This window comes from Kitasatospora sp. NPDC057223 (assembly GCF_042669755.1).
In the GTDB taxonomy this organism is placed as follows: domain Bacteria; phylum Actinomycetota; class Actinomycetes; order Streptomycetales; family Streptomycetaceae; genus Kitasatospora.
Map to the genome: position 1 here is coordinate 24206 of NZ_JBHUWW010000087.1, position 12359 is coordinate 36564.

Annotated in this window: 15 protein-coding genes; 11 read left to right on the top strand and 4 right to left on the bottom strand. The window is 73.3% G+C overall.

Annotated features, from left to right (window positions below; all coding sequences use genetic code 11):
- Positions 1-43: 43 nt before the first annotated feature.
- From ACFUK0_RS26615 to ACFUK0_RS26625, 3 genes are all read left to right on the top strand, one after another.
- Positions 44-1138, top strand: coding sequence for a WD40/YVTN/BNR-like repeat-containing protein (locus ACFUK0_RS26615; RefSeq protein WP_380254473.1), 1095 nt, complete (start codon positions 44-46; stop codon positions 1136-1138).
- Between the two features lie 110 nt (positions 1139-1248).
- A complete protein-coding gene (locus ACFUK0_RS26620) occupies positions 1249-1755 on the top strand; it encodes an SSI family serine proteinase inhibitor (RefSeq protein WP_380254475.1) in 507 nt (168 codons plus the stop codon).
- Positions 1756-1868: 113 nt separating this feature from the next.
- A complete protein-coding gene (locus tag ACFUK0_RS26625) occupies positions 1869-3044 on the top strand; it encodes a saccharopine dehydrogenase family protein (RefSeq protein WP_380254477.1) in 1176 nt (391 codons plus the stop codon).
- Positions 3045-3125: 81 nt separating this feature from the next.
- On the opposite strand, the gene ACFUK0_RS26630 is transcribed toward ACFUK0_RS26625, so the two are convergent.
- Positions 3126-3671 (bottom strand): YbaK/EbsC family protein, encoded by a 546-nt coding sequence (locus ACFUK0_RS26630; protein ID WP_380254479.1) that lies wholly within the window; start codon positions 3669-3671, stop codon positions 3126-3128.
- Between the two features lie 91 nt (positions 3672-3762).
- The gene (locus ACFUK0_RS26635; RefSeq protein ID WP_380254481.1) at positions 3763-4230 is read right to left on the bottom strand and encodes a MarR family winged helix-turn-helix transcriptional regulator; all 468 of its coding nucleotides are present in this window, start codon (positions 4228-4230) and stop codon (positions 3763-3765) included.
- A gap of 126 nt (positions 4231-4356) precedes the next feature.
- Here ACFUK0_RS26635 and ACFUK0_RS26640 point away from each other — a divergent pair, with 126 nt between their 5' ends.
- The gene (locus tag ACFUK0_RS26640) at positions 4357-5139 is read left to right on the top strand and encodes a dioxygenase (RefSeq protein ID WP_380254483.1); all 783 of its coding nucleotides are present in this window, start codon (positions 4357-4359) and stop codon (positions 5137-5139) included.
- A gap of 27 nt (positions 5140-5166) precedes the next feature.
- Here ACFUK0_RS26640 and ACFUK0_RS26645 read toward each other — a convergent pair whose 3' ends face one another.
- A complete protein-coding gene (locus ACFUK0_RS26645) occupies positions 5167-5520 on the bottom strand; it encodes a VOC family protein (RefSeq protein ID WP_380254485.1) in 354 nt (117 codons plus the stop codon).
- A 72-nt stretch (positions 5521-5592) separates the two neighbouring features.
- Positions 5593-6069, bottom strand: coding sequence for a group II truncated hemoglobin (locus ACFUK0_RS26650; protein WP_380254487.1), 477 nt, complete (start codon positions 6067-6069; stop codon positions 5593-5595).
- 79 nt (positions 6070-6148) lie between these two features.
- Here ACFUK0_RS26650 and ACFUK0_RS26655 point away from each other — a divergent pair, with 79 nt between their 5' ends.
- The 7 genes from ACFUK0_RS26655 to ACFUK0_RS26685 all read left to right on the top strand — a co-directional run bounded on the left by ACFUK0_RS26655 (position 6149) and on the right by ACFUK0_RS26685 (position 12285).
- On the top strand, positions 6149-6340 hold the full coding sequence (locus ACFUK0_RS26655; protein WP_380254489.1) for a hypothetical protein: 192 nt from the start codon (positions 6149-6151) through the stop codon (positions 6338-6340).
- 56 nt (positions 6341-6396) lie between these two features.
- A complete protein-coding gene (locus ACFUK0_RS26660; RefSeq protein ID WP_380254491.1) occupies positions 6397-7929 on the top strand; it encodes an AMP-binding protein in 1533 nt (510 codons plus the stop codon).
- A gap of 101 nt (positions 7930-8030) precedes the next feature.
- Positions 8031-8834 (top strand): TIGR03084 family metal-binding protein, encoded by an 804-nt coding sequence (locus tag ACFUK0_RS26665; RefSeq protein WP_380254493.1) that lies wholly within the window; start codon positions 8031-8033, stop codon positions 8832-8834.
- A gap of 84 nt (positions 8835-8918) precedes the next feature.
- Entirely contained in the window at positions 8919-9416 is a 498-nt protein-coding gene (locus tag ACFUK0_RS26670; RefSeq protein ID WP_380254495.1) for a hypothetical protein, read from the top strand.
- A 108-nt stretch (positions 9417-9524) separates the two neighbouring features.
- Complete coding sequence (locus ACFUK0_RS26675; protein WP_380254497.1) at positions 9525-11243, top strand: purine-cytosine permease family protein; 1719 nt, start codon at positions 9525-9527, stop codon at positions 11241-11243.
- 194 nt (positions 11244-11437) lie between these two features.
- Positions 11438-11884, top strand: coding sequence for an SRPBCC domain-containing protein (locus ACFUK0_RS26680; protein ID WP_380254499.1), 447 nt, complete (start codon positions 11438-11440; stop codon positions 11882-11884).
- Entirely contained in the window at positions 11881-12285 is a 405-nt protein-coding gene (locus tag ACFUK0_RS26685; protein ID WP_380254501.1) for an ArsR/SmtB family transcription factor, read from the top strand. The genes ACFUK0_RS26680 and ACFUK0_RS26685 overlap by 4 nt, the downstream gene beginning before the upstream one ends.
- Positions 12286-12359 lie beyond the last annotated feature (74 nt).

The following is a 12359-nucleotide window of genomic DNA, read 5'->3' on the forward strand; positions in this document are numbered from 1 at the left end:
GGACACTGGCACGGGGGCCGAGCCGTTGACCAGGTGGTGTGCCATGACCGAAGTGCTGTTGGCCGTCGGGACCGAGAAGGGCCTCTTCCTCGGGCGCAGCCGCGACCGGGTGAGCTGGGAGTTCAGTGGGCCGCACTTCCCCATGAACGCGATCTACTCCGTGTCGGTGGACCGCCGGGGCGGCCGGGTCCGGCTGCTGGCGGGCGCGGACAGCAGCCACTGGGGCCCGTCCGTCTGGCGTTCGGACGACCTGGGGGCGAGCTGGAACGAGCCGGAGCGCCCGGCGATCAGGTTCCCCGAGCACACCGGTGCCTCGCTCACCCGGGTCTGGCAGCTCCAGCCGGCCGGCGAGGAGGCCCCGGGTGTGGTGTACGCGGGCACCGAGCCGGCCGCGCTGTTCCGCTCCGAGGACGGCGGTGAGAGCTTCGCCCTGGTCGAGTCCCTGTGGTCGCACCCGCAGCGCGAGCAGTGGGGCGCGGGCTACGGCGGGCAGGGCCTGCACACGATCCTGACCGACCCCCGGGACGGGCAGAAGGTGGTGGTCGCCGTCTCCAGCGGCGGCGTCTACCGGACGAAGGACGGCGGGCAGAGCTGGCAGCCCTCGAACTCCGGCCTGCGCGCGGAGTTCCTGCCGGAGGAGAACCAGTACCCGGAGTTCGGCCAGTGCGTCCACAAGATCGCGCGTGACCCGGTCGACCCGGACCGCCTCTACCTGCAGAACCACGGCGGCGTCTACCGCAGCGACGACGACGGCGAGAGCTGGCGGTTCGTCGCCGACGGGCTGCCCGCGGACTTCGGTTTCGCGGTGGCCGCCCACCCCAGGCGCGGCGGCACGGCGTACGTCTTCCCGCTGGACGGCGCCTCGAACCGGATGCCGCCCGGGCGCCGCTGCCGGGTCTTCCGCACCGAGGACGCCGGCGGCAGCTGGCAGCCGCTGGCCGAGGGCCTGCCGGGCGAGGACCACTACGGCGTCGTCCTGCGCGACGCCCTGCGCACCGACGACGCAGACCCGGCCGGCCTGTACTTCGGCAACCGCAACGGCGAGGTGCACGGCAGCGCGGACGAGGGCGAGAGCTGGTCGCTGCTGGTCTCCCACCTGCCGGACGTGCTGTGCGTGCGGGCCGCCGTGATCGGCTGACCGGTGCCCGCCCGGGCGCCGGGCGCGCAGCACGGCGCGACGCCCGCGCCACGCCCTCGTCCGGGTGACATGGCGGCCCGTCCGGCGCCGCGCGCGGTAGCTGTTGACGCATGATCAGTTCCCTCTGGTGGCGTATTGCCGCCACCGGCGTCGTGTGCACCGCCGCGCTCACCGCCCTCGTCCAGGCCGTCGCGGCGCAGCCGCCCGGGCCGCCCGCAGCGGTCGGCGGGGACCATCTGACCGTCACGGTCTCCGGCAGCGACGGCCCGGCCGCCGGCGGCACGTACGAGCTGCGGTGCCACCCGGCCGGCGGCGACCACCCCTCGGCGCAGGGCGCCTGCGACCGGCTCGACTCGCTGACCACCTGGGGCCGGGACCTCTTCGCGCCCGTCCCGCCCGACGCCGTCTGCACCCTGCAGTACGGCGGGCCGGCCACCGCCCGGGTCACCGGCAGCTGGGCGGGACGGCCGGTGGACGCCCGCTTCTCCCGGCGGAGCGGCTGCGAGAGCGCCCGCTGGGACTCCTTCGTCCCGCTGCTGCCGGCCGCCTCCGCCGACCGGGGCGCCGACTCCCGGCCGGCCACGGCCGCCCGGCGGGGCGGCCGGGCAGCGGGGTGAGGACACCCGGGGCGCGCCGGGCCGCCGGCGATCGGGAGCGCGGCGCGATCACCGGGCGAACACGGTGAACGGCCCCTGGACGGGCCCGGTTACCGCTGAGTAGTGTTCCGGACATGCCTACCGGCCGCACGTACGACATCGTCCTGTTCGGAGCCACCGGGTTCACCGGCGGACTCACCGCCGAGTACCTCGCCCGGCACGCGCCCGCCGGCACCCGCTGGGCCCTCGCGGGGCGCAGCCCGGCGAAGCTCGCCGCGGTGCGGGAGCGGCTGGCGACGATCGACCCCGCGCTCGCCGGCCTCGGACTGCTCACCGCGGACGCGGACGACCCGGCGTCCCTGCGAGCCGTCGCCGGGGCCGCCCGGGTGGTGGCGACGACGGTCGGACCGTACATCCACCACGGGGACGCGCTGGCCGGCGCGTGCGCGGCGGCCGGAACCGACTACCTCGATCTCAGCGGCGAACCGGAGTTCGTCGACCGGACGTACCTGCGCCACCACGCCACGGCGGTGGCCTCCGGCGCGCGGCTGGTGCACTGCTGCGGCTTCGACTCGATCCCGTACGACCTGGGGGTGCGGTTCACCGTCCAGCAGCTTCCCGAGGGGGTGCCGCTGAAGGTGGAGGGGTTCGTCACGGCGTCCGGCACCTTCTCCGGCGGCACCTTCCACTCGGCGGTCACGGCGTTCTCCCGGCTGCGCTCCGGCGCCCGCACCGCCGCGGAGCGCGGCCGGGCCGAGCAGCGCCCGGCCGGGCGGACGGTGCGCGGGCTGCCCGGCCGCCCCCGGTACGAGCGGCGGGTGGGCGCCTGGGCCCTGCCCGCGCCGACCATCGACCCGCAGATCGTGCTGCGCTCGGCACGCGCCCTGGAGCGGTACGGGCCCGACTTCTCGTACGGCCACTACCTCGCGCCGAAGCGGCTGCCGTCCGCGGTCGCCCTCGCGGGCGGGGTGGGCGCGCTGGTGGCGCTCGCGCAGGTGCCGGCGGCGCGGAACTGGCTGCTGGGGCGTCGCCTGCCCGGCGAGGGGCCGTCGGCCGAGAAGCGGGCGAAGTCGTGGTTCAGGGTGGTGTTCCTCGGCGAGGGCGGCGGCCGGCAGGTGGTCACCGAGGTGTCGGGCGGCGACCCGGGCTACGGGGAGACCGCGAAGATGCTCGCCGAGTCCGCCCTGTGCCTCGCCTTCGACGACCTCCCGGCCGCCTCGGGCCAGGTCACCACGGCGGTGGCGATGGGCGAGGCGCTGACCGGGCGGCTGACCGCGGCCGGTATCGGGTTCCGCGTCCTCAGGTCCTGACCCGACCCCGGGGGCCCCGGGGCACCGGGGGCACCGGGACGGCGGGGTCGGCGGGACGGCGGGACGGCGGGACGGCGGGCCTCAGGCCACCGGCAGGCCGAGGCCGGGCAGCACCCGGGCGCCGGGCAGCGCGGCGAGCAGGCTGCCGGGCAGCCAGAGCTTGGAGCCGCGGATGCCGGAGCCGACCACCACGCGCGGGTGCGCGGCCACCTCGGCGTCGATCAGGACCGGCCAGTCGGCCGGGAGCCCGATCGGCGTGATGCCGCCGTACTCCATCCCGGTCGCGGCGAGCACCGCGTCCACCGGGGCGAACGAGGCCTTGCGTGCGTCCAGGTGCCGCCGGACCAGGCCGTTCACGTCGGCGCGGCTGGTCGCGGTGACCAGGCAGGCCGCGTAGGTGGTCTCGCCGCCCCGCCTGGCGGCGATGATCACGCAGTTGGCGGACTCCGCCAGGGTCACGCCGTACCGGTCGCAGAAGGCGGCGGTGTCGGCGAGAGCGGGATCGATTGCGGCGGATTCCACCCGGGCGGCGTCCTCGCCGGGCCAGGCCGCGAGGGCTGCCGCCACCGGGGCCGCCAGCAGCTCGGGGCGGGAGAGGGCCGGGTGCAGGGTGAGGGTCGTGGTCATGTCTCCCATCCAAGCGCCCCGGCGGCCCGCTGTCAGTCACCCGGAGGAACGTCCCGGGCGCGTTGCGGCAGACCGCGGACGCACCGGTCGGTCAGGCGCCCTCGGCGGCCCGCAGCCGGGCGCTGACCTCGCCGAGTCCTTCGGCGAGGGCGGTGAGCTGTTCGGGGCTGAGGACGTCGATGAGCAGCTCCCGGACGAGTGCGACGTGCCCGGGCGCCGCCTGGCGGACGGCCTCGCGGCCGGCCTCGGTGAGGTCGGCGAAGACACCGCGCACATCACTGGGACAGGAGCGGCGGCCGACCAGTCCGGCCTTCTCCAGCTGGGTGACCTGGTAGGTGAGGCCGCTCTTGGAGGTGATCAGCCGGTCCGCCAGTTCGGTCATCCGCAGCGAGCCGCCGGGGGCCGCGGACAGGTGGACGAGGATCTCGTACTGGGTGTGCGAGAGGCCGGACTCCTCCTTGAGCTGGCGCTCCAGGCGCCGGTTGAGGAGGTTGCTCGCGGCGACGAAGCCCCGCCACGCGGCCATCTCGTCCTGGTCCAGCCAGCGGGGTTCTTCCATGGGGGAATCGTACTCCCGTTGTTCAAATTCGAACCAAGGTGTACTGTTCACGTGTCGAGGTTTAAATTTGAACTACTTCAGGGTCCCCCGACGAGGACGACCGGGATCGAACCGAGGAAGGCACCGATGAGCACCGCAGCCCCCGAGCGCATGCCCGCCCTCTACCTGTCGCACGGCGCGCCGCCGCTCGCCGACGACCCGGTCTGGCCCGGCGAACTCGCCGCCTGGTCGGCCGGCCTGCCCCGCCCCAAGGCGATCCTGATGGTCTCCGCCCACTGGGAGGAGGCCCCGCTCGCCATCGGAGCCACCACCACCGTCCCCCTCGTCTACGACTTCTGGGGCTTCCCGCAGCACTACTACGAGGTCCGGTACGCCGCCCCCGGCGCCCCCGCACTGGCCGAGAGCGTCCGCAAGCTGCTCCGCACCCCCGGGACCCCCGTGCAGGACATCCCCGACCGCGGCCTGGACCACGGGGCGTACGTCCCGCTGGTGGAGATGTTCCCCGGCGCCGACATCCCCGTCCTGCAGATCTCCATGCCCACCCTCGACCCGCAGCGGCTGATGGAGATCGGGCGCAGGCTCGCCCCGCTGCGCGACGAGGGCGTGCTGATCGTCGGCAGCGGCTTCTTCACCCACAACCTGCGCGCCATCAGCCCTGACGGCAGCGTGCCGTCCGTGATGGCCGAGTTCGACGACTGGGGCCGGCGGGCCCTGGAGTCGCACGACCTGGACGCCCTGCTCGACTTCGAGCGCAAGGCCCCGGCCGGCCGGCTCGCCCACCCGCGCACCGAGCACTTCGCGCCGCTGTTCGTCACCCTCGGCGCCGGCGAGGCCGACCTCGCCACCCAGCGCAGCGTGATCGACGGCTTCTGGATGGGCCTGGCCAAGCGCTCCGTCCAGCTCGGCTGAGCCGGCTGACGGCCCCGGCCGGGGTGCTCAGGCGGCTCGCTCGGCGGCGCTGCGCTCCACGCAGAACTCGTTGCCCTCGGGATCGGCCAGCGTCGCCCAGCCGGTGCCGTCGGCCCGGCGCCGGTCGGACACCAGCGTCGCGCCCAGCGCCAGGAGCCGCTCGACCTCCTCGTCCCGGGTCCGGTCCTGCGGCTGTACGTCCAGGTGGACCCGGTTCTTGACGGTCTTGGCATCGGGCACCGTGACGAACAGCAGCACGACGCCACCGGCCTCCACCATCGCCTCGGGGTCACCGGGGTGGTCGTCCTCGTGCAGCGAGGCGTCGAGCACCTCCGCCCAGAAGCTCCCGAGCCGGTAGGCGTCGGCACAGTCAACGGTCACGTGTCGCACAAGAGAAGCCATGATCGTCACTATCGTCCGGCGGGCGGCGCAAGTCCAGGCCCTGACCTGCGGTCAGTTGCCGCCCACCAGGCCGTCCCAGCCCCATCGCGGCGTCGGACCGGGATCGCCGAGGTCCTCCCCCACCGGCGCCGCCGAGACGTCCCGGGCGATCTTCGTCCCCCAGTCGAAGTACTCCAGGACACGCCGGCGCAGCAGCTCGTCCGCCGGCAGCTCCCGCTCGACGGCGGCGGCCATCAGTTCCATCCAGCGGCCACGCTGCTCCTCGGTGATGGCGAGACCCAGGTGGGAGCGCAACAGCGCCTGGTGGCCGCCGAGTTCGTCGGTGAACCGGGCCGGGCCGCCGAAGATCTCACCGAGCCAGACGGCGACGTGCTCGGTGTGGGTCCGGGTGAAGCCCGCGAAGACGGGGGCGAGCAGCGGATCGGCCAGCACGCCGTCGTAGAAGGTGTTGCTCAGCCGGCGCAGCGCCTCGATGCCGCCCACCGCCTCGTAGAGGCTCTCACCGGGAGTGTGCTCGGCGGCGGTCATGCGCGTCTCCAGGGGCCTTGGGATCAACGGGTCTTGGACTTGACCCTGCCATGGGCGGCAGGGTTCAAGGCTACTTCCCATGAGCCTCCCGAATCCCTCGAACACCTCGAACACACCCGACACTTCCGACGCCTCCGACGCCTCGAAGCGCCCCGACTCCCCCTCGCGGCGCGTCGACCTGGTCACCGGCGCCGGAACGGGCATCGGCCGGGCCGGTCCGGCGCCGGACGCCGGGGAGACGGCGGCTGACGCGGCTGACGCGGCACCGTGACGGATACCCCCGGTCGGGGGTATCCAGCGGGCCCGGGGCGGTAGCAGAGTGAGGGGATGCAGACTCCACTCACCGTGATGGACTTCCTCGACCGGGCCGAGCTGGTCTACGGCGACCGGGTCGGGATCGTCGACGAGCCGGTCCAGCCCGCCGCCTCCTGGGGTGAGCTCAGCTACCGCCGGGTGGCCGAGCTCGCCCGGGCCCAGGCCGCCGGGCTCGACCGGCTCGGCGTCGGACCGGGCGAGCGGGTCGCCGTCGTCTCTCACAACTCCGCACGGCTGATGACCTCGCTGTACGGCGTCAGCGGCCACGGGCGGGTGCTGGTGCCGGTGAACTTCCGCCTGCGCGCCGAGGAGGTGTCGTACATCGTCGAGCAGAGCGGCGCGTCCGTCCTGCTGGTGGATCCCGAACTGGACGGCCCGCTGGCCGGGGTGAGCGCACGGCACAGGTTCGTGATCGGCGCCGAGGCCGACGCCGCGCTGTACGACTTCGACAACGTGCCGCACCGGTACGAGATCGCCGAGTCCGACACCGCCACCATCAACTACACCAGCGGAACGACCGCCCGCCCCAAGGGCGTGCAGCTCACCCACCGCAACCTCTGGCTCAACGCCGTCCTGATGGGCCTGCACTTCGGCGCGAGCGACCGGGACGTCTACCTGCACACGCTGCCGATGTTCCACGCCAACGGCTGGGGCCTGCCGTTCGCGCTGACCGGGCTCGGGGCGCAGCACGTGGTGCTGCGCAAGGTGGACGGCGCCGAGATCCTTCGCCGGGTGGAACGGCACGGCGTGACGTTCCTGTGCGGTGCGCCCGCGGTGATCACCATGGTGCTGGAGGCCGCCGCCGACTGGGACGGGCCCGTCCCCGGCCGCGACCGGGTGCGGATCATCGTCGCGGGCGCACCGCCGCCGACCTCGGTGGTGCAGCGCGTCGAGGAGGAACTCGGCTGGGAGTTCATGCAGATCTACGGTCTGACCGAGACCTCGCCGATCGCCACGGTCAACCGCACCCGGGCCGAGTGGGACGGACTGCCCGCCGCCGAGCGCGCCGAGAAGCTGGTCCGGGCCGGCGCACCGGCGCTGGGCGTCCAGGTCCGGGTGGACGACCGGGGCGAGGTGCTGCTGCGCTCCAGCACCGTGCTGGAGGGCTACTGGCAGCAGCCGGAGGAGACCGCCGAGGCGATCAAGGACGGCTGGTTCCACACCGGCGACGGCGGCACCACGACGGACGGCTACCTGACCGTCTCCGACCGCAAGAAGGACGTCATCATCAGCGGCGGGGAGAACGTCTCCTCGATCGAGGTGGAGGACTGCCTGTACGACCATCCGGCCGTCGCCGAGGTGGCGGTGATCGGCGTGCCGCACGACAGGTGGGGCGAGACGGTCAAGGCCCTGGTCGTGCTCCGGCCCGGCCAGCAGGCCGGCGAGGCGGAGCTGATCGCCCACTGCAAGGAGCGGCTCGCCGGCTACAAGGCGCCGACCTCGGTGGAGTTCCGGGACGTGCTGGCCCGCACCAGCACCGGCAAACTGCAGAAGTTCCGGCTCCGCGAGCCGTACTGGGCCGGGCGTGAGCGCCGGGTCAACTGACCTGCCACTGCCACTGCGGTCGGCCCGACCCGGCGGGCGGGCGGTGACCAGGGGGGCCGGGGACCGGAGGCCGGGGACCCATTCATCGAACGGGAGACGACATGACGACGCTGGACGAGCTGCTGGCCGACCTGCACGCCGAGAGCGCGGAGCTGGACGCCCTGGTGGCCGGGCTCGACCCGGCCGGCTGGGCCCGGCCGACCCCCGCCGAGGGGTGGACGATCGCCCACCAGATCGCCCACCTGGCCTGGACGGACGGCTGGACGATCCGATCCGCGCGCACCCCCGCCGACTTCTTCGACACAGCGGTGCGGACCTTCGCTCCGGGCTCCGACCCGATCGCCGAGGGCGCCGCCGCCGGGGCGGCCGAACCGCCCGCCGAGCTGCTGGCACGCTGGCGGGCCGGGCGCGCGGAGGTGCTCGCGGCCCTCGGCGCGGTGCCCACCGACGTCCGGCTGCCGTGGTTCGGGCCACCGATGAAGGCCGCCTCGATGGCCACCGCCCGCCTGATGGAGACCTGGGCCCACGGCCAGGACGTGGCCGACTCGCTCGGCGCGGTACGCGTCCCGTCCGCCCGGCTGCGGCACGTGGCCCACCTGGGCGTGCGGACGATGGGATTCGCCTTCACCCTGCACGGACTGCCCGCCCCGGAGGAGCCGGTCCGGGTGGAACTGACCGGCCCGGACGGGGAGCTGTGGGCCTGGGGCCCCGAGGACGCGGCGGACCGGATCACCGGTCCGGCCCTGGACTTCTGCCAACTCGTCACCCAGCGGCGCCACCCCGCCGATCTCGCCCTGGCGGTCTCGGGCCGGACGGCGCTCGCCTGGCTGCCGATCGCCCAGGTCTTCGCGGGGCCGCCCGGAAAGGGCCGGGAACCGGAGAAGTCTGCCCCCGAATCGGGCTGATGATGTGTCGGTATGACCAAGGGAAACTGAAACCACTCGTTTCGGGGATGCCGGAGTTCGCCGACGAATGATCTGATCCCTCCCATGTTCTCCACCATGAAGACCCGGACCGCCGTGGGCTGTACGGCCGCCGCGCTGGCCGCCATCGGCGTGCTCGCCGGCACGCCCGCGGGTGCCGTCAGCGCCGGCCCCGCCGCCTCCCCCAGCGACACCCCGCCGATCGGCCACCCCGTCCGGGCCACCCCCGCCGAGACGCAGGTCGGAGCCTTCTTCGAGGAGTACCGGCTCGCCGTGCTCGGCGAGATCGACGACCTGCCCGGGGACGTGCGGCTGAAGTACCTCAGCCACTTCCTCGACGTCCGGCTGACCTCCTGGGCGGCGCAGCAGCGCCAGGTCGACCCGGTGTTCCGGGCCAGGGTCATCCCGACCTCGTGGTCGGTCCGCGAGGTGGCCCAGGAGCTCGGCTTCGCCTCCGTCCGCCTCACCGAGTACTGGAGCGACGGCAGCACCCAGGACGTCTGGTACACCGTCAGGCCGGGCGACCGGCAGATCGTCGACCTGGACGACGCGCCCCCGTTCTGACGCACGGTCAATCATGCGAGTTACCCGGGCGAAACTGCGCGGGCACCGTGCGCTTCACACCCTCTCCCTAACGTCACCGGTCACACGCCTCGACCTGTAGGAGCGGTGATGACCGACACCACCAGTCCGGCCGCCAGCAGTCCGGCCACCAGCAGTCCGGCCGCAGCCGGTACGGCACAGGCCTCCCCGGCCGCGCCACGCCGCTCGTACGCCAAGTCCGCCGCCGACGAGAGCCTGGAGGACTATTCGCTCCGGTACGCCCCGCACTCGTTCCGCCGCTGGTCTCCGCTCTCCGTCGCCTCGACCGCGCTCGGCGGCATCGCCTACCTCGCGGACTACGCGATCGGCGCCGGGATCGTGATGTCGTACGGCTTCGGCAACGCGCTGGCCGCGATCCTCGCCGCCGCCGTGGTGATCTTCCTGACCGGCATCCCGATCGCCCGCGCCTGCGCGGCCAACGGCGTCGACATGGACCTGCTCACCCGGGGCTCCGGCTTCGGCTACTTCGGCTCCACCCTCACCTCACTGGTCTACGCGAGCTTCACCTTCATCTTCTTCGCGCTGGAGGGCTCGATCATGGCGCAGGCCTTCCACGAGGTCCTGCACATCCCGCTCCCGCTCGGATACCTGATCACCACACTGATCGTCATCCCGATCGTCTTCAAGGGGATGAACTGGATCGCCAAACTCCAGGCCTGGACACAACCGTTGTGGATCCTCGGCCTCATCGGGCCGTTCGTCATCCTGGCCTTCCACTCCCCGCACACCTTCGCCGCGTTCACCCACTTCGGCGGCACCCACGGCGTCGGCTCCGGTTTCACCCTGCTCGGCTTCGGCCTCGGCACGGGGGTCGCGCTCTCGCTGATCGCGCAGATCGGCGAACAGGCCGACTACCTGCGCTTCATGCCGCAGCGGACGGCCGCGAACGCCCGCCGGTGGGACTTCGCCGTGCTCGCCGCAGGCCCGGGCTGGGTGGTGATCGGCGCGCTCAAGCAGCTCGGCGGCGCACTGCTGGCGTTCAGCGCGCTGACCGTGGTCGGCAACGCCCGGGCCCTGGAGCCGATCGCGCCCTACGTGGAGGCACTGCGACCGTGGTTCGGGGCGGCGGCGCTCCCGCTGGCCGGGCTCTTCGTGATCGTCTCCCAGGTGAAGATCAACTCGACCAACGCGTACTCCGGCTCGCTCTCCTGGTCGAACTTCTTCTCCCGGCTGACCCACCGGCACCCCGGCCGGGTCTGGTACATCTTCCTGAACTGCGGCATCGCGCTGCTGTTGATGGAGATGAACATGTTCAGCGCGCTGAACTCGCTGCTGGGCTTCTACTCCAACGTGGCCATCGCCTGGATCGGCGCCGTCACCGCCGACCTGGTCATCAACAAGCCGCTCGGCCTCAGTCCCAAGTACATCGAGTTCAAGCGCGCCTACCTGCACCCCGTCAACCCGGCCGGATTCGGCGCGATGTGCATCGCCGCAGCGGTGTCGATCACCGCCTTCTTCGGCTGGTTCGGCGAGTACCCCAAGGCGTTCAGCCCGTTCATCGCCCTCCTCCTGGCGATGGCGTGCAGCCCGCTGATCGCCTGGGCCACCAAGGGCCGCTACTACCTCGCCCGCCCCAACCCGGAGGCCGGCACCACCGACGTGACGGACACCCGGCTCTGCGTCGTCTGCGAGGGATCCTACGAAGTCCCCGACACCGCGCAGTGCCCGTACCACGAGGGCACCATCTGCTCGCTCTGCTGCAGCCTGGACGCCGGCTGCCACGACGTCTGCACCAAGGGCGCCACGGGCGGGCCCGTGCTGCTGGGAATGCCGTCCGTCCAGGGGTGAGGCGGTGCGGCCCCCGGGGCCGGGGCCGCACGCCAGCCACCCGGTCCCGGTCCACCCCGGCAGGCAACGGGGCCCGGTGGTGGACCGGTCACGTCACTCGGAGGCGGACAACTGGACGCAACTCCCGGGTTGCTCCTAGCGAGGCCATGTGCAACTCTGAAGTTGCACACATTGGCGGCGACGAAGGAGCCCTCATGAGCGAGGACCGGATCGAGAGCGAGACCCTGATCGAGGCATCGCTTGAGCGGGTCTGGTCACTGGTGGCCGAGCCCGGCTTCTGGGTGGCCGACCCGGCGAGCCTGCCCGGCACCGTGGCCAGGGAAGGCGAGTCGATGCTGGCGAAGAACCCCCGGTACGGCGAGTTCCCGGTGCGGGTGGAGAAGGTCGAGCCGCCGACCTACCTGGCGTACCGCTGGGCCAGCGCCTTTCCGGGCGAGGAACTGCGGGCGGACAACAGCACCCTGGTCGAGTTCACCCTGACCGCCGAGGGCGACCGGACGCGGCTGCGCGTCGTCGAGAGCGGGTTCGCGGCACTGGCCGCCCCCGAGGAGCTGCGCCGCAAGGCGGCGCAGGACAACTCCAACGGCTGGCCCGAGGTGTTCGACGCGTTCAGGAAGCGCGCCGAGCAGTCGTCCGCGTGACCGACGAAGGCGGCGGAGCCACCGAGCGGCCCGGTGGCGCGGAGGCGGCCGACAGCGTGCTGGTCGCCCTGGCCGACCCGACGCGGCGCCTGCTGCTCGAACTGCTCGCCGCCCAGGGCGAGGCCACCGCGACGACGCTCGCCGGCCGGCTGCCCGTCTCCCGGCAGGCGGTGGTCAAGCACCTCGCCGTCCTGGACGCCGCCGGACTGGTCTCCGGCAGCCGGGTCGGTCGCGAGGTGCGGTTCACGGTGCGGCCCGCGGCGCTGGACGCCACGGCGCGCTGGATGGCCGCGCTCGCGACCGACTGGGACCGGAGACTGGCGGACATCAAGCACGCCGCCGAGGCGGCGGAGCGGGAAGCGCGACAGGACCGCGGTCCGGGGGCGCGCCCCGCCACGTGAACCCGGGGTGGCGGGGCCGGGCGCCCGGGCCCACCCCCCCGCACAGGCCCGCGGCGCGGGCGAGTATTAACAAC